The organism is Megasphaera paucivorans, from assembly GCF_900103535.1.
GTDB lineage: Bacteria > Bacillota > Negativicutes > Veillonellales > Megasphaeraceae > Megasphaera_A > Megasphaera_A paucivorans.
In genome coordinates this window covers 1-16962 of record NZ_FNHQ01000025.1, presented here as the reverse complement: position 1 = coordinate 16962, position 16962 = coordinate 1, and the positions used below count along the sequence as shown (strand labels likewise).

Genomic DNA, 16962 nt, shown 5'->3' with positions numbered 1-16962 from the left:
GATTTTTCTGTTTTTTTAGGGTGTACCTTAAATATAGCTAAAATTTTTTTTATATCTATCATTTGATTATCGCCGATATGAAGATACATTCTTATTTCTCCTATATTTCTCCGTTAAATTTTCTATAAATTTTTCTGTCAATTCTGAAGGATCTTTTCTTACTATAAATAATGCTAAAAACAAATCATCTTCCTTAGTATCACTATCTGTACATATTTTATCAATAAGACGATAAATACAATCTCGTCGTACTTCATTATACAGCAATTCACTGCAAGAAACTTGTTCTTTTAATTCCTTATACGACAACCAAGGTATTCCCATCAATATATCATAAATATTTTTTTTTATTGCCTGTTTTTCTTTTAAACGACATAAAAAACACAGCTTTTCCTCTTTTTTTATCCAACGTCCGCATTTAGGACAGGTAATAAATTTTTCTGAACGATAAGCTGCCTTTCTTTTTTCTTGAGAAAACCGTAATTTTCTCATTTTTTCTTTTAAGTTATCGGGTAAATATTCTGTTTCCTCATTTATTTTTTCTACAACATCATCACGTAAGACCATATTTTTTATATTTATTTCAGGAAATACTTTTTCTTGCACACCGTCTTCCATTTCATATACAGGCAGATCATTTTTTTTTCCACTGCGTAAAAAAATGATATCCTGAACTATTTTTTCTTTTGCATAATTATTGATCGTATCAATTATCTTTTTTTTATAAAGAAATAAATGATTCATCCATACAGAATTCAATACACCAATAACTACGATATCTTTTTTAAATTCCCTTATATAAGAATATTTGGCAATCTGTGGCCCCATTATATATTTCCAATTAATTTTTATTTGATACATCTTATAAGGAAATAATAATTTATTTTTTTCCAACACATCAGCAATTGATTTACCAGCCTTATCTAACCTACTAATACGCTTATCCATAGGATTTAACTCTTCCTCCTTCGAGGCAAATAAAAGAACATCCTTCAATCGATCTAAACATATCAGGATCTGTTGTGGTAATTACAGTTTGAATACGATTACGAACAAAGTTTAATAATGATTTTCTACGAAATTCATCTAATTCACTCATTACATCATCAAGAAGCAGTATAGGATATTCACCTACTTCTGATTTTATATATTCCAATTCCGAAAGTTTCAATGATAGAGCAGCCGTTCGCTGCTGACCTTGAGATCCATATTTTTTTATATTATACCCATTAATAAAGAAAGATAAATCATCGCGATGAGGTCCTACTGAAGTAGACATATGATATATATCGTGATCTAATTTTTCTCTTAACAACTTATAATACCATGCAGAACTTACTCTATCCTGCATAGTATCCTGCGATATCAAAAAATAAGATTGGTCATATGATAAATCTAATTTTTCCTGGTTTTCAGTTAAACGTCTATGAATAATTCCAGACAAAAATCCAATTTTATGGAGTGCCTCTAAACGTTTTTTTACAATGAAAGCAGAAAATTCAGAAATTTGTAAATCCCATCCTTCCAATACACTTTTCTTTACAGATTTTATTGATTTTAACAAAAGATTACGTTGAGCAACGGCCCTATTATATTTTACTAACGTACGATAATAAGAAGGATTAACCTGTGATATTTCCATATCCATAAAATGTCTTCTAAGTGCCGGACTTCCTTTAACAAGTTGTAAATCCTCAGGAGAAAAAAGAACTTCGTTAAGAGTACCTACTAATTCTCTCTGTGTAACCTTTGTCTCATTAACCCATAATTTTTTCTTATCTATCTTCGACAATATAATTTTTATCTGCTGCTCTACATTATTTCTCAAAAAAGAAATAATAATACTAGCATCTTCACATTGAAAATGGATTAAATCGCTATCAACTATCCCACGATACGACTTTCCCATACCTCCAAGGTAAAGTGCTTCCAATATATTTGTCTTCCCTTGTCCATTTCTTCCATAAAGAATAATAATAGATTGAGGAAAATTAACTTCTTCATCAAGATAATTTCTAAAATGATGCAAACGCAGTGACTTAATTATCATTTTTTATTCTCCGGAAACACGGAAAATACCAATTTTTTTTATTTCTACAACATCATTTATATGTAGTTGTTTTCTTTTTTCATGACAAAGAATACCATTAATATAAATTCTTTTTTCATCAAGCAATCCACGAATCTGACCACCACTTTGTATAATGTCAGCCCACTTTAAAAATTGATCTAACTGTATTTTTTCTGTCTTAATAATAATTTTTTTTTCCATTATCTTGTCCTCATCGGTGTTACTACATAAATATACGAATCTTCGCCTTTTTCCTGTACAAGCATAGGGCTATTTGCTTTTGATTTTAATATAATTTCATTTGATTTACAATGTTTTAAAATATCTAAAATAAATTTTCCATTAAAAGATATATTAAGTTGTTCTCCTTCCATACTACAAGCAACATAGTCTTCTACTGTTCCATAATCAGGATGTTGACTGGTTAATTTAATTTGGTTATCTTCAAATATAAAATTTATAACATCATATTGAGAGTCTTTTGCGATAATCGAAGTTCTTTCTACAGATCCTGTAAATTCATTTCTTTCAACCATTACTTTACAACTAAATTCAGAAGGAATAACTCGTCTATAATTCGGAAATTCGCCTTCAATTAAACGAGTTTTTATATATACATTAGAAAATTTAAAAGCAATATTATTACGAATAGCGGTTATCTCTACAACTTGAGGCATATCTGTTGGCATTTGACGAGATATTTCTGCTAAAAGGCGACTGGGAATAATCGCTTTAATAGGTTGTTCAATCGATTGTTCTAATATTACTTTTTTTAAAGCTAATCTATGAGTATCTGTAGCAACCATCGTTAAAGTTGACTCATTAACTTCCATTAAAGTTCCCATAAAAATAGGACGGGCATCATCAGTGGAACAAGCATAAGACGTATTATCTATTAAATTTTTTAATGTAATACTGTCTGTAGAAAAATTGCTATATCCACTATCGATAAGTGTTACTTCATTAAAATCATCAGGATTCATGGTAAGACATTCAAATTTTGATTTTCCTCCAAGAACAGTTAATTTAGTATCAGCATCTTGTTTTTTCATCTCGATTTCATCACTGGGAAGACGTCGGGTTAATTCAATTAAAAATGGATTAGATATAAAAACTTCTCCTGGTTCTTCGATAATACCGGGAACAATGACTTTGATTCCCATATCGTAATCATTTGCTTGTATTTCTATAACATCCTTAAGTGCTTTTATGAGTAATCCATTTTCATAAGAAATGTTATTACTTTTATTTTGTGCGACTTTTTGAACTGTTTGGAGGCCTTTTGTAAGATCTTCTTTTTTAAATTTAAGTTTCATGGGAAAGCTCCTTTTCATGATGATTATTTTTAGTTGTTGTGTACTAAAATCATAGTAATAGTCATAGGGACTGTGAAATTGTGCATATGTCCGGTGAATAAGCATATTTAACTTATCCACCGCTGTTGATAACATGTGGATAACTTAAACTCAGTTATTCACATACGAACATATTTACAGAAAGCACAAGATATACACAACTTATACCTCTATTTATCAACACCCTTTATCATGATGTTTAATTGATCAATCATACTTTTAAATTGTTCGTTCTTTTCTGTCATTTTTATGACTTTATCACAAGCATGCATTACTGTTGTATGATCGCGTCCGCCAAATGATTTTCCTATATGAGGAAACGTATTAGTAGTCAGTTCACGGCAAAGATACATTGCAATTTGCCGTGGTAACGCAATTGTTTTAGTTTTCTTTTTTCCTAAAAGATCATCGATTTTTATTTTGTAAAACTGACAAACTGTACGTTGTATTTCATCTATTGTGATATATTTTTTTTCTTCCTTCGATTGAACAAGGTCTTTTAAAGCTCGTTGTGTTAATTCAAGGGTAATAGGTGATTTTTCTTCAGAAGCCTGCATAAGTACGCGTACAAAAGCCCCTTCTAATTCTCTGATATTTTCATTTACATTTGAAGCGATAAAATCAACAGCGTCTTTTTTAATTTCTACGTGTTCCAATTCAGCTTTTTTACGAAGAATTGCCATTCTTGTTTCCAAATCAGGAGGATCAATACTAGTGACCATGCCTCCTTGAAAACGAGATCGTAACCGATCTTCCATTTTTTTTATATCTTGAGGCGGTCTGTCACTGGTAAACACCATTTGTTTATGGTCTTTGTATAATTTATTAAAGGTATGAAAAAATTCTTCTTGTGTATGTTCTTTATTTTCTAAAAATTGAATATCGTCAACAAGCAAGACATCTATGTTTCTATATTGCTGGCGAAAACTCTCTGGGTTTTTATCTTGAATAGAAGAAATTAATTCATTTGCAAAATCTTCACTAGTAATGCACCGCAGTCGAAGATTTGGGAATTTTTCTCGTATACGATGTCCGATAGCATGCATTAAATGTGTTTTCCCTAATCCACTGCCCCCATAAATAAAAAAAGGATTATATTTGACTGCCGGAGCTTCCGCAATAGATAAAGCAGCCGCATGAGCGATACGGTTGCTGTTTCCAACAATAAAAGAATTGAAGGTATAATTACTATTTAATTCCTCTATGGATTCTTCTGATGGTGAGGAAAAATTTTCTTGAGAAAATAAGGGTTGGGCGTCATTGATAGGAAAATCGGGAAGCTCTTGTTCAGATATGATATTTTCCGGTTTCTGACTGACAGTAATAGTACAGGTTTCATTTTTTTCTTCTTCTTTAAATTGAACAGTTTCCGCTTCCGGCGTAACTGGTTTTTTAGGGAGAGAAGCTTCACTGCTGATTAATATGACTTTAGTTGGGCGGCCGATGACATGACTAGCTGAATTTGTTAAAATCGTTGAATATTTTTTTTGAACAAAGCCACATACGAATTGATTAATTGTATCTAAGGTCAATATGTCATTTTCATATGAATAGGGAATAATCGAAGATTTTATCCAAGCTTCATATAATTTTTCCGGGATATAATTTTTTAATTCTGATAAAATTGATTCCCATAAAGTAGCCATTTCCATTGGGTCCATGTTAGTTTCTTCCTATCTTTGTGTATATGTTTATAATGTGTGGTAATAAGAGTGGATAATGATAAAGATACAGGGGATAAGACGTGTAGTTGAGTGCATTAACGAGTTATCCACAAATTGTTCATAACTTGTGGATAACTCGTTAATATCTATACACATTTTACACCAAAAAGTCGAAATTGTGTACAGCTTATGCTATACTTTTTAAAGAAATCAGTCAATAGTAAAAAGTTATCCACAAACAAAATCATCAAAAAAATAAAATTAAAAAAATTTTTTACTAAAAAAAACTATATACGGTATATTTTATAATTTTAAATAATACATATTGTTTTATTCAAAAATTGCAATGGAAAGGTACGTTAATTTTATGTTACAATGAACTTAAATCATTGACAGTCACTATCTTTTTGTCTATAATTACACTGTTATGGTGTAATTTCAATTACTATCGCTATTGATGAAGGAGGTGTCTAGCTTGAAACAGACATATCAGCCGAATACATTGTGGAAAAAAAGAACGCATGGTTTTCGCGAACGGATGAAGACCAAAGGCGGCCGCATGGTTTTGAAAAAACGCCGCATGAAAGGCAGAAAAAGACTTTCTGCTTAATTATTACGAGATAAACAGAAAAGTTCCCAAGGGATTTTTCTGTTTTTCTGGCATTATTAGGACAAAATTGTATGTATAAGTTAAGTAAAGATAGACGGCTACGTAAAAATCGGGAATATCAATTTGTTTATCATAATAGTAAGTCTTATGTAAATAAATTAATGGTGCTTCATGTTTTGCCAAGATCATCTAGTCACCAGACCCGCATTGGATTTGTTACAGGTAAGAAAATTGGCTGTGCAGTGGAACGGAATCGCTGTCGCAGGTTGATGAAGGAAGTATATCGATTGCATCAGCAGGAACTTGAAAATGGCTTTGATTTAGTTTTGATTGGCCGCAGCTTTTTGAAACATGTTGGATATAAAGAAGCGGAACAAAATATGTTGCAATTATTTAGACGGGCAAAAGTATTAAAAAAGAAGCGATCATTATGAAGAAAATTTTCATTTCTATGATACGTTTTTATCAAATTTGCATATCCCCATTAAAACCGCCTTGCTGCCGGTTTTATCCCACATGCTCAGCATATGCGATTGAAGCGCTGCAGAAGTATGGTGCAGTGAAAGGGAGTTATTTAGCAATCCGGCGTATTTTAAAATGCCATCCCTTCCATAAAGGCGGTTATGATCCTCTGCCGTAATTATCAGGTAGATGAAATGAAGGCTGTCTGGTAGGTAAATATTGTTTTATTTGAACGGGAGTTGAGATTATTGAGCTTTTTTAGTGGTATCATGGATGTGTTAAGCGGCATTATGCAGGTCTTTTTAACATATTGCTACAATTTTACAAATGTAATAGGCTATCCTAGTTACGGTATCGCAATTATCGTACTTACTCTTATTATTAAACTGATTTTAGCTCCGCTTACGGCAAAGCAGATTAATGGTATGCAGGGAATGCAGGAATTACAGCCTAAAATTAAAGCGTTACAACAGAAATATAAAGGGAATCAGAAAAAACTTCAGGAAGAAATGGGAAAGCTGTATAAAGAAATGGGTATCAATCCATTATCGGGATGTCTGCCTATTATTATTCAGATGCCTTTTTTGATGGCAATATTTTATGCACTTCGTGAATATCCGTATGAAGAAGCTTTTAAGAGTTTTTTATGGCTGCCCAGTTTAGGAAGCCCTGATCCAATGTATATTCTGCCTTTTTTATCAGCCGTTTCAACATTTGCAATTCAAAAACAGATGACGGGTACGACTATTGCGACATCGGAAGCTCAAGCAAAACAGCAGAAAATTATGCAGGTTGCAATGCCTTTGTTTATCGGCTGGATTAGTTTGAGTTTTCCTAGTGGACTTATTATTTACTGGATTGTTTCTAATGTTTTCCAGTGGGCACAGCAATGGGTAATGTTCCATGGTAATAAAAAAGGAGAGAAAGCATGAGTAGTATAGAATCTACCGGCAAAACGATAAAAGATGCAGTTCAAAAGGGTCTTTTCCAGCTTGGAAAAAAGGAAAATGAAGTGACAATTGAAGTTGTTACAGAACCATCTCATGGATTCCTGGGTATTGGAAGTAAAATGGCGGTTGTTCGATTGACTTTTACGGAAGAACAGGAATCGGATACAGTTTCAGTTGAAGAAAGAACGCAGGTAAAAGAACAGTTTATTTCAGAAGAAGCAGAAATTACGGCTCCTGGCTTTACCGCAGAAGAAGCAGCTGAAAAAGCAAAAGCGTTTTTACAGGATGTTCTAAAAAAAATGGACATAGGTGAAGTTTTTATTGAAAAAATGATTAAAAATGATAAAGTGATCCTTCATCTTCACGGAAATAACTTAGGAATACTGATTGGTAAGCATGGACAAACATTAGATGCACTTCAATATTTGACAAATCTTACAACGAATCAAGGACAAGATAACCGGTATTTCCTTATGCTTGATGTTGAAAATTATCGTCAGCGCCGTAAAGAAACGTTAGAACAACTGGCAGTTCGGCTGGCAAGCCGGGTAAAACATGAAGGGGATAAGGTTATGTTAGAGCCTATGAATGGATATGAACGAAAAATTATTCATATGGCTTTACAAAATAAAGAGCATGTCCGGACTGAAAGTGAAGGGCAGGATCCTTATCGTCATGTCGTGATTTATTATAATTGATGGTTTAATAAACCCGGTGCGCAGGCGCCGGGTTTTTTGGACATATGGAGGAATTAAAATTATGTACGATACAGTGGATACAATTGCAGCAATTGCCACTCCTATCGGTGAAAGCGGTATTGGCATTATACGCATCAGCGGCCGGGATGCGTATGCGGTTGGTGATAAAATTTTTCAGAGTAAATCAAATTTACCATTAGCAAAACGCCGAGATCATTCAATTCAATATGGGCATATTATTGATGAAAATGGATATAGTATTGATGAAGTATTGGTATTATTGATGAAAGGACCCAAATCGTATACTGCGGAAGATGTTATGGAAATTCAATGCCATGGCGGACACCAGTCATTAGAAGAAATATTGGCACTAATACTGCGTCAGGGTGCTCGATTAGCTAATCCGGGTGAATTTACAGAGAGAGCGTTTATCAATGGAAGAATTGATCTTGCACAGGCCGAAGCCGTTATGGATATTATCCAAGCAAAAAGCAAAGCGGGCCTTACAAATGCGGTAAGCCAATTAGAGGGAAAATTATCTGAATTAGTAAAGAAAATGCGTATTCATTTAACAGAACTTATCACACGGCTTGAAGTTATGGTAGATTATCCGGAAGAAGACTTGGAAGATATTACCGTACCTGATGTTGCAGAAGCCTTACAGAATATTCAGAAAAAATTGCAAATATTGCTTGAAGAGTCACGCAGTGGAAAGATGATTAGAGACGGAGTCATGATAGCTATTACGGGGACCCCTAATGCTGGAAAATCGAGTCTGCTTAATCAATTAGTTCAGGAAGATCGAGCTATTGTTACCGAAATTCCAGGGACAACTCGTGATAGTATTGAAGTATGGATTACGCTAAAAGGCGTACCGATTTGCTTGATTGATACGGCAGGGATCCGTGAGACGGCCGATACAGTAGAACAAATTGGTGTCAGCAGGGCGAAAAAATATTTAAATACAGCAGATATGGTCATTGTTATGGTAGATGGGTCTCGCTCACTTACGGCTGATGATGTGGGCATATTGGAAGCGTCTCGTTATCAAAATGCAATTATTGTAATGAATAAAGAAGATTTACCTGTCCATGTGAATAAAAAAGTATTATCCGAATATGGGCATCCGATGATCACCATATCGGCTGTCAATGGATCAGGAATACAGGACTTGCAGAATAAAATAATAGATTTAGTGCTGGATAAAGGCATTATAGAGGGAAAAAGTGCACTGTTAACTAATACCAGACATATTGATCTTGTACGGCGCAGCGGGGAGGCAATAAATCGTGCTTTAGATACCATACAAAACAACATGCCTGTTGATTGTGCAATTGTTGATATTCGTGAAGCATGGGAATTGCTCGGATCTATTACGGGAGATACAATACATGATGATATTGTGTCGGAAATATTTAGTAGATTCTGTCTAGGAAAATAAAAGGGGATGGAGATTTTATGTTTGTTGTAGACACGTATGATGTCATTATTGTTGGCGCGGGTCATGCTGGCTGTGAAGCCGCACTTGCTAGTGCACGGCTGGGTGTAAAAACATTAATGGCAACATTGAATTTAGATAATATTGCGCTTATGCCTTGTAATCCGGCTGTCGGCGGACCGGGCAAGAGTCACCTTGTCAGAGAAATAGATGCGTTGGGCGGTGAAATGGCAATCAATACAGATAAAACTTGTTTACAAATGCGTATGCTTAATACCGGAAAAGGTCCGGCAGTTTATTCATTGCGGGCGCAATCTGATAAAAAACTATATCAATCGACAATGACAAAAACGCTGGAAAATCAAATAAATCTTGATGTTAAGCAGATTATGGTGACTAAGCTGCTTGTGGAAAGCGGTAAAATTAAGGGTATAGAAACAGAATTAGGTGAGATATATCAGGCCAAGTGTGTTATTTTAGCAACTGGAACCTATCTTAAAGGGAAAATTATTATTGGAGATTGTGCCTATTCAGGTGGTCCCATAGGACAGCGTTCAGCAGAAGATTTATCGGAATCTTTGCTTAAAAATGGAATTCAATTAATGCGTTTTAAAACAGGAACGCCGGCACGTGTTGATCGGCGTACATTGCGGTTTAGTGAAATGAGTGAACAGAAAGGAGATGTAAAAGGGCATGCGTTTTCATTTCTTTCTCAGCGAACGGAATGCAATAAACAATCTTGCTGGTTGACGTTTACAAATGAGGAAACGCATCGTATTATAAGAAATAACCTTGATAGAGCTCCTATGTGTAATGGTCTTATTCAGGGAATTGGACCACGATATTGTCCGTCTATTGAATCGAAAATTGTTCGTTTTGCCGATAAAAAGAGGCATCAGCTGTTTATTGAACCAGAAGGAGAAATGACGGAAGAAATGTATGTGCAGGGAATGAGTACGAGTCTTCCTACGGACGTACAATATGATTTTTTAAGAACTATTCCTGGACTGGAAGATGTTAAAATTATGCGGCCAGGATACGCTATTGAATATGATTGTCTTGATCCCACACAACTGACATTATCTTTGGAAACAAAAAAAATCAGTGGATTATTTTCTGCAGGACAATCTAATGGAACAAGCGGCTATGAAGAAGCTGCGGCGCAGGGATTGATTGCCGGAATTAATGCGGCTCTCAAGGTACAAAAAAAAGAACCATTTATATTAACCCGCGCAGAAGCCTATATGGGAGTACTTATTGATGATTTAGTTACAAAAGGAACCAATGAACCGTATCGTATTATGACGAGTCGGTCAGAATATAGATTGATACTGAGACAGGATAACGCAGATTTGCGTTTAACAGAAAAAGGATATCAGTTGGGTTTAGTGACACAAGAACGGTATACTGTATTTTTAAAGAAAAAAAATGATATAGAAAATGCGATTGAAAAATTGAAGGCTATTTCAATCACACCCACTGAAGAAAATCAGAAAAAATTAAAAAATATGGGGACTGCTCCTATTCGTACGGGACTTCGAGCATATGATTTATTACGTCGGACGGATTTAGATTATGAAATGCTGAGGACGCAATTTCCTTTAGAGAAACTGGATGATGATGTACGTGAAGAGATAGAAATTATGATAAAATATGAAGGCTATATTCAAAGACAGCAAGAGCAGGTAGAAAAGATGAATAGATTAGAACGCAAGCTTATGCCGAAAAATATAATATACGCTGATATCGATACTTTGTCAGGAGAAGCTCGGCAAAAGCTTGATCAAATCCGGCCACACTCTTTGGGACAAGCTAGCCGCATTTCCGGTGTATCACCAGCAGATATTACGGCACTTCTTATTGTGTTGGAACAACGACAGCGGGAGGAAAAATAGTATGTTTGACCGTGACCTTAAAGCGGCACTCGATCCATTTAATATTTTATTAACAGATCGACAATATGAACAAATTTATGTATTTACTACATTATTAATAGAAACAAATAAAGTTATGAATTTAACGGCAATCACTGAGCCGAAAGAAATTGCGGTTAAACATATGGCGGATAGTTTATCATGCTATGATAAAACATATTTTCCTAAAGGAGCGGCTGTTTTGGATTTAGGAACGGGTGCTGGATTTCCCGGTATTCCGCTGGCTATTTTACGGCCGGATTTGCATGTTACTTTTTTTGATTCTTTACAAAAAAGATTAATTTTTCTTAAAACGGTTGTTTCGAAGATTGGTATTTCTAATGCTGCTTTTATTCATGGGCGCGCAGAAGATGAGGCGCATCGGGCGGAATACAGGGAACAATTCGATGTTGTTACCAGCCGTGCGGTTGCCCGGTTGAATATATTGACGGAATGGGCATTGCCTTATGTTCGAATAGGTGGAGTATTTGCAGCACTAAAAGGGGCACAATATGAAGAAGAACTTACAGAAGCTTCATCTGCTATTTCAATTTTAGGCGGAACTGTTGCTGAAATTCGTCCGGTGCATCTGATTGGGATTGAAGATAAACGAGCGGCATTATATATAAAGAAGGATCGGACAAGTCCGAAAAAATATCCTCGTAAGCCAAAAATTGCAGCAAAAAATCCATTATAATATAAAAACAGATTCTAATGAATATCTTATAAAATGGCAATGATGAGTTATGTTATTTGTGTAAAAATGTGGGGATAACTAATTGACATAAATTTACATTGTGATATAATCTAACTACATTAGAATATATCAGTACAGAACTGACGGAATTAAGTGGAAAAACCACGTGGACTGTATTGTGTAGAAGCGCCGACCGTCTGGGCAAAGTATAAATATGCTTTGGCCAGTCGGCCGGTTTTTTTTCGTGTCGGCTCGCCTTTATAGTTATAGGGAGAGATATACATATGAAAAAAAATCGCTGGTTAATTGCGTTATCTGCTATGGGTATTCATATTTGCATTGGCAGTGTATATGCGTGGAGTGTATTAACTAAACCTATTATGGAAACAATGGGTTTTACATTAAAAGAAACGACGTGGACATTTTCTTTAGCTATTTTATTTTTAGGGTTATCAGCAGGATTTTTAGGAAGCTTTGTGCAAAAAATAGGCCCTAAAAAGTCAGGACTTATGTCAATGGGTTTCTTTTGTACCGGCATGTTTGGCACTGCAGCTGCTTTGTATTTTCACAATTTATTTCTTATGTATCTTTCTTATGGCATTATTGGTGGGATTGGTCTTGGAACCGGATATATCACACCGGTATCGACACTGGTAAAATGGTTTCCTGATAATCGAGGATTTGCTACAGGACTTGCAATTATGGGATTTGGGTTTGCCAGTATGATTGCTGGACCGGCGATGCAAATTTTAGTGCAACATTTTGGTCTTGTTACAAATTTTATTATTCTTGGTATTGTATACATGAGTATTATGACCGCTTCGTCTTTGTATTTGGCCCCACCTAAGCTAGGTGAAGTTCCGACAACGGATACACTACTCAAAGAAGCTAGTGAAAAAAATATAGTTCAATATGCGGATGCAATGCCTCAGTTTACAGTAAAGCAAGCTATGAAAAAATGGCAGCTATATACGATTTGGTGGTTATTTTTTACAAATATTACTTGCGGGATTGCACTTTTGGCAGTGGCCTCTCCTATGGCACAGGAAGTTGTTCATATGTCCCCTATGATGGCCGCATCTATGGTTGGCATTATTGGATTTATGAATGGAGCTGGGCGTATTGCGTGGGCGACAGTTTCTGATTATATTGGCCGCTCTAATACGTATATATTATTTTTTGCTATTGAAATATTAGCGTTTTTTAAACTGGCATCTATTACAAGTTCGTTTAGTTTTCAAATAGTAGTACTTCTTATTATTACTTGTTATGGTGGTGGATTTTCTTGTATGCCGGCATATCTTAGTGATCTTTTTGGAACCAAAGAGCTAAGTGCAATTCATGGACGTATTCTTACTGCATGGGGAGCTGCGGGAGTTGCTGGTCCTCTGCTTTTATCCTTTATTAAGGAAACAACTAATAGTTATGCGGTTACACTTCAGTTTTTTTCGGGGTGTTTTGTGGTAGCCTTGTTAATTATGATTTTTCTTAAGATGAAAACTCGCCATGGTCTTGCCGAAACAGAAGAACGAGTAAAACAAAATGAAGTTCCGTCATATACTAATCATTGAGATATTATGAAAATATTTAATACGACAAAAAGCAAACGAATTTACAATTCGTTTGCTTTTTGTTGTGATGGTTTTTGACAATTGTAAATGGACTAAATATGTCATCTGACAGCTTTATTATAGAGCGATAGTCATTTATTGTCAATGAGACATCATACAACTATATAAAAATACAGAGTATTTTATTCTATAACATTGTTATTTTTGATTATACCATTCAATTGTATGAAGCATGTGTAATTTCATTGCGTTTCGAGCACCTTCGGCATTACGGAGTTTTAAAAATTCAATGATTAAACGATGGTATTGATTATTTTTGGGAATAACATTTCTATCCTTAAATAAAAGGTTGAATCCTTTTAAAACTCCTTGATAAAGAATTGGAATAATTTCCTTCATATATTCATTATGGGAAGCTTGCGCAATTGTTTGATGGAATAAATATTCATCTTTGAAATGGATATGATGCTTTTTTTGGTTTTCTTCAATAATATTTTGTAATTCTTCAATCCGTTTGATTTCGGCGTCTGTGCCGCGTAATGCCGCCCAGTATGCAGCTTCAGGTTCAATAATAAGGCGCATTTCGAATAAATCCGTACTATTTCCTTTTATTCCTGTGAGCGGTTCTAGATTACGTCTTAAGTCTGCAGCATCACTAGTGACAAAGGTTCCGCATCCGCGACGCACTTCGAGAACGCCATAAGCAATAAGAACTCGAATAGCTTCTCGTAGTGTTGTACGGCTTACATTTAATTCCCGAGCTAACTCTAACTCATTGGGCAATTGATCACCTATGGCAAAACGTTTATCAACGGTAATCATGGCAAGAATATTTTCAATTACATTTTCGGAAAGTTTTTTATGATTTTTCATAGGTAAAGATTCCTTTGTTCTTATTTTTTACGGCAATTTACTTTATTACAGTATAGCGCTAATTAATTGATAATAGAAGAGAAAATGGAAAATTCAACACATTATAGATAAAAGGAATATACGTATGATATAATATTTTTTGACACTTATATGTATGAATATTGATCAATATAAACAGAAATGAGGATATTTTATGTTAAAGATAGTAGTTATAAGCATTTTTTCAACTATATGGATGACCGGACTGATGTTTGCGGCTAATACACTGTCGGTATCTCCATCAAAAGAAAATAAACCATCAGCTCTAATGATGAATGAAATCTCCGTGGCAGCCTCATTGTTGCCGGATTCGCAAGTTCAAGGGATGAAAGTTACACTTAACTTAGCCAGTCGATTATTGACAGTATATGAGGGAAATGTCAAAGTACACATATATCCTGTAGGAGTTGGAAAAATTTCAACTCCCACCCCGATTGGATATTATAAAGTTACAGATAAAGAAATAAATCCCGAGTGGATCGATCCAGATAACACCAATTTTCGTATTGAATCAGGAGAAGAAAATCCATTAGGATATCGATGGATTGGACTTTTCGGGAACTATGGTATTCATGGTACTAATAAGCCGGAGTCTATTGGGGGTTATGTTTCTAATGGATGTATACGGATGTATGAAAAAGATGTGGAAAATTTGTATAATGTAATTCCGTTGGGTACGCCGGTTGAAATTTATTATGATCGAATTGTCATTGATCGTAATGTAGATCATACTATTTCTTATTATATTTATCCAGATGGATACAAAAGACAACCCTTGGATATATATACTGTTAGAAAGGCTTTAGCCGGCTATGGTGTTGATAATTTTGAAAGCAATGAGAATATATCTGAAAAAATCAATAACTCGGATGGGCAGCCTACGTTTATTGCTAAGGCATATACATTAATAGTAAATGGTAAGCGTATAAACTTAAAAGCAGTTGGAAAAGATGATAGTGTGTATTTGCCGGCGGTAGCTGTGGCAGCTGCCGTGAAATCTGATTTAATTTGGAATGCTGAAAAAGGTATCTTGATAAGTCCATATGGAGAAGTGAAGGGAATTGTGAAAAACAATGTGTTGTATTTTCATGGATCTGATGCAGATACATTATTTCATTTACATGGAATTCTTACAGACCAATTAATATATGAATTAAATACGGTACAATCGGAACCGATATCGTCTACACAGCAGACGGTAACAGACAAGAAAAACAATATAAAACCTATATCGACGGGGAAAATGTTAAAAATTACCTATAAATAGAGACGATAGGATTACTATTTTTGTTCATATACAATAAATATTTTTTTAGCTGTTTTTTTTATTTATGTTTTTTTAGTATATAAAACAACTTTTATTTGTTTTTTTAGAAAGTATTTTATTCCTAAAAATATTTTTGTAAAAAAGATAAAGTGTATTAAACTATGCAATGATGTGAATACATAAATGAACAATATACGACATATTTATTGAAAAATTTATATTTTTAAAAGAAAAATTACAGATTATTGTTATAATGGTCAATAATACATAGATATCATATAAAATACAATAATAAACAAATAAATACAAAAGAATACTATGTAAAAATACTATGTTATTTGCTTTATTCCCCTATCTTGAAATATAATATCTTATGTTCAAAGGGAATGCATTCAGGCCATGTGCCCGGATGCACAAGACAGGTATTTCAGAAAGGGAAAGGTGAAAGAATGAGTAAAGGCAGTTTAGAGGGTATTGTAGTATTGGATTTGACAAGAGTACTGGCCGGACCGTTCAGCGGCCAGATTTTGGCGGATATGGGGGCTCATGTAATCAAGATCGAACAGCCCGTCAAGGGAGACGATGCCAGACATATGGGACCGTTCCAGAATGAAGAAAGTATCTATTATATTACCAATAACCGCAATAAAAAAGGGGTTACCTTAAACCTTAAAGCACCGGAAGGCAAGCAGATCTTCCTGGAAATGGTAAAAAAAGCGGATGTCGTTATGGAAAATTATCGGCCCGGTACCATGGAAAAATTAGGGCTGGGATATGACGTGCTGAAACAGACGAATCCCCGCATCATATATGGCAGCGTATCCGGTTTCGGCCATGTCGGCCGATACAGCCGGCGTCCGGGATATGATATCATCGCACAGGCCATGAGCGGCATCATGAGTACTACCGGCTGGCCGCAGACGGGACCGACAAGAACCGGTACCCCATTAGGCGACGTTCTGGGCGGACTGTGGCTGACCATCGGTATTCTGGGAGCTATTCAAGGGCGCAGCGTAACCGGGCAGGGACAAAAGGTCGACATTGCCCTGATCGATGCGGCGGTGGCAACCATGGCTAATATCAGCATGATCTATCTGACAGAAGGGCGCATCCCGAAAATGATCGGGAACCGGTATGAATCGACTTATCCCTATGATTCCTTTGTCTGCTGCGACGGCAGCTGTGTCATCGGAGTCGGCAACAATAAGCTCTGGGGACTGTTTTGCAAGGCCACGGGCCATGAAGATATCGAAACACTGGATATCTATAAAGATACACCGGACCGGGTCGAACATCATGAAGAATTGAAAGTGATCGTCGAAGAATGGACAAAACAGCGTACCGTAGCCGATGT

General features: G+C 35.3%; 17 protein-coding genes and 1 riboswitch. Of the genes, 11 read left to right on the top strand and 6 right to left on the bottom strand.

Translation table 11 applies throughout. The features are described from left to right. Positions 1 to 66 precede the first annotated feature (66 nt). From BLR11_RS10470 to dnaA, 5 genes are all read right to left on the bottom strand, one after another. Positions 67 to 948: a DciA family protein gene (locus BLR11_RS10470; protein ID WP_091651716.1), complete on the bottom strand. Its 882-nt coding sequence runs from the start codon at positions 946 to 948 to the stop codon at positions 67 to 69. Continuing rightward, positions 941 to 2050 carry a DNA replication/repair protein RecF gene (gene recF / locus BLR11_RS10465; RefSeq protein WP_176762960.1) on the bottom strand — a complete coding sequence of 370 codons (1110 nt, stop codon included), beginning with the start codon at positions 2048 to 2050 and terminating at the stop codon, positions 941 to 943. The genes BLR11_RS10470 and recF overlap by 8 nt, the downstream gene beginning before the upstream one ends. A 3-nt stretch (positions 2051 to 2053) precedes the next feature. After that, positions 2054 to 2272: an RNA-binding S4 domain-containing protein gene (locus BLR11_RS10460; RefSeq protein ID WP_091651713.1), complete on the bottom strand. Its 219-nt coding sequence runs from the start codon at positions 2270 to 2272 to the stop codon at positions 2054 to 2056. Then, complete coding sequence (gene dnaN, locus BLR11_RS10455; protein WP_091651711.1) at positions 2272 to 3387, bottom strand: DNA polymerase III subunit beta; 1116 nt, start codon at positions 3385 to 3387, stop codon at positions 2272 to 2274. The genes BLR11_RS10460 and dnaN overlap by 1 nt, the downstream gene beginning before the upstream one ends. Positions 3388 to 3596: 209 nt before the next feature. Further along, positions 3597 to 5087: a chromosomal replication initiator protein DnaA gene (dnaA, locus tag BLR11_RS10450; protein WP_245675141.1), complete on the bottom strand. Its 1491-nt coding sequence runs from the start codon at positions 5085 to 5087 to the stop codon at positions 3597 to 3599. 478 nt (positions 5088 to 5565) lie between these two features. Here dnaA and rpmH point away from each other — a divergent pair, with 478 nt between their 5' ends. From rpmH to BLR11_RS10405, 9 genes are all read left to right on the top strand, one after another. Next, entirely contained in the window at positions 5566 to 5700 is a 135-nt protein-coding gene (gene rpmH, locus BLR11_RS10445) for a 50S ribosomal protein L34 (protein WP_091651707.1), read from the top strand. Positions 5701 to 5771: 71 nt separating this feature from the next. Continuing rightward, positions 5772 to 6134, top strand: coding sequence for a ribonuclease P protein component (gene rnpA, locus BLR11_RS10440; protein ID WP_091651704.1), 363 nt, complete (start codon positions 5772 to 5774; stop codon positions 6132 to 6134). Continuing rightward, complete coding sequence (gene yidD, locus BLR11_RS10435; RefSeq protein WP_091651701.1) at positions 6131 to 6340, top strand: membrane protein insertion efficiency factor YidD; 210 nt, start codon at positions 6131 to 6133, stop codon at positions 6338 to 6340. The genes rnpA and yidD overlap by 4 nt, the downstream gene beginning before the upstream one ends. Positions 6341 to 6410: 70 nt before the next feature. Then, positions 6411 to 7094: a YidC/Oxa1 family membrane protein insertase gene (locus BLR11_RS10430; protein ID WP_425433756.1), complete on the top strand. Its 684-nt coding sequence runs from the start codon at positions 6411 to 6413 to the stop codon at positions 7092 to 7094. Beyond that, positions 7091 to 7810: an RNA-binding cell elongation regulator Jag/EloR gene (jag, locus tag BLR11_RS10425; protein WP_091651699.1), complete on the top strand. Its 720-nt coding sequence runs from the start codon at positions 7091 to 7093 to the stop codon at positions 7808 to 7810. Before BLR11_RS10430 ends, jag begins: the two co-directional genes overlap by 4 nt. 61 nt (positions 7811 to 7871) lie before the next feature. After that, positions 7872 to 9251 carry a tRNA uridine-5-carboxymethylaminomethyl(34) synthesis GTPase MnmE gene (gene mnmE, locus BLR11_RS10420; protein WP_091651696.1) on the top strand — a complete coding sequence of 460 codons (1380 nt, stop codon included), beginning with the start codon at positions 7872 to 7874 and terminating at the stop codon, positions 9249 to 9251. A 17-nt stretch (positions 9252 to 9268) separates the two neighbouring features. After that, complete coding sequence (gene mnmG, locus BLR11_RS10415) at positions 9269 to 11143, top strand: tRNA uridine-5-carboxymethylaminomethyl(34) synthesis enzyme MnmG (RefSeq protein ID WP_091651693.1); 1875 nt, start codon at positions 9269 to 9271, stop codon at positions 11141 to 11143. Between the two features lies 1 nt (position 11144). Then, positions 11145 to 11858, top strand: a complete 714-nt coding sequence (gene rsmG / locus BLR11_RS10410) for a 16S rRNA (guanine(527)-N(7))-methyltransferase RsmG (RefSeq protein WP_091651690.1) — start codon at positions 11145 to 11147, stop codon at positions 11856 to 11858. A 126-nt stretch (positions 11859 to 11984) separates the two neighbouring features. Next, a riboswitch (ZMP/ZTP riboswitch) is annotated at positions 11985 to 12068 on the top strand. 74 nt (positions 12069 to 12142) lie between these two features. After that, positions 12143 to 13429 carry an L-lactate MFS transporter gene (locus BLR11_RS10405; RefSeq protein WP_091651687.1) on the top strand — a complete coding sequence of 429 codons (1287 nt, stop codon included), beginning with the start codon at positions 12143 to 12145 and terminating at the stop codon, positions 13427 to 13429. 198 nt (positions 13430 to 13627) lie between these two features. Here the strand turns inward: BLR11_RS10405 and BLR11_RS10400 are convergent, their stop codons facing one another. Continuing rightward, complete coding sequence (locus BLR11_RS10400) at positions 13628 to 14302, bottom strand: FadR/GntR family transcriptional regulator (RefSeq protein ID WP_091651685.1); 675 nt, start codon at positions 14300 to 14302, stop codon at positions 13628 to 13630. A 193-nt stretch (positions 14303 to 14495) separates the two neighbouring features. Between BLR11_RS10400 and BLR11_RS10395 the strand changes: the two genes are divergently transcribed. Continuing rightward, positions 14496 to 15608, top strand: a complete 1113-nt coding sequence (locus BLR11_RS10395) for a L,D-transpeptidase (RefSeq protein ID WP_091651684.1) — start codon at positions 14496 to 14498, stop codon at positions 15606 to 15608. Positions 15609 to 16057: 449 nt separating this feature from the next. Beyond that, positions 16058 to 16962, top strand: a 905-nt coding sequence (locus BLR11_RS10390; protein ID WP_091651682.1) for a CaiB/BaiF CoA transferase family protein, incomplete at its 3' end; no start/stop codon positions are given.

Excerpts from the sequence above, each read along its gene's own strand:
- BLR11_RS10470 (WP_091651716.1), bottom strand. The coding sequence starts at position 948 with ATGGATAAGCGTATTAGTAGGTTAGATAAGGCTGGTAAATCAATTGCT.
- recF (WP_176762960.1), bottom strand. The coding sequence starts at position 2,050 with ATGATAATTAAGTCACTGCGTTTGCATCATTTTAGAAATTATCTTGAT.
- BLR11_RS10460 (WP_091651713.1), bottom strand. The coding sequence starts at position 2,272 with ATGGAAAAAAAAATTATTATTAAGACAGAAAAAATACAGTTAGATCAA.
- dnaN (WP_091651711.1), bottom strand. The coding sequence starts at position 3,387 with ATGAAACTTAAATTTAAAAAAGAAGATCTTACAAAAGGCCTCCAAACA.
- dnaA (WP_245675141.1), bottom strand. The coding sequence starts at position 5,087 with ATGGACCCAATGGAAATGGCTACTTTATGGGAATCAATTTTATCAGAA.
- rnpA (WP_091651704.1), top strand. The coding sequence starts at position 5,772 with ATGTATAAGTTAAGTAAAGATAGACGGCTACGTAAAAATCGGGAATAT.
- yidD (WP_091651701.1), top strand. The coding sequence starts at position 6,131 with ATGAAGAAAATTTTCATTTCTATGATACGTTTTTATCAAATTTGCATA.
- jag (WP_091651699.1), top strand. The coding sequence starts at position 7,091 with ATGAGTAGTATAGAATCTACCGGCAAAACGATAAAAGATGCAGTTCAA.
- mnmE (WP_091651696.1), top strand. The coding sequence starts at position 7,872 with ATGTACGATACAGTGGATACAATTGCAGCAATTGCCACTCCTATCGGT.
- mnmG (WP_091651693.1), top strand. The coding sequence starts at position 9,269 with ATGTTTGTTGTAGACACGTATGATGTCATTATTGTTGGCGCGGGTCAT.
- rsmG (WP_091651690.1), top strand. The coding sequence starts at position 11,145 with ATGTTTGACCGTGACCTTAAAGCGGCACTCGATCCATTTAATATTTTA.
- BLR11_RS10405 (WP_091651687.1), top strand. The coding sequence starts at position 12,143 with ATGAAAAAAAATCGCTGGTTAATTGCGTTATCTGCTATGGGTATTCAT.
- BLR11_RS10400 (WP_091651685.1), bottom strand. The coding sequence starts at position 14,302 with ATGAAAAATCATAAAAAACTTTCCGAAAATGTAATTGAAAATATTCTT.
- BLR11_RS10395 (WP_091651684.1), top strand. The coding sequence starts at position 14,496 with ATGTTAAAGATAGTAGTTATAAGCATTTTTTCAACTATATGGATGACC.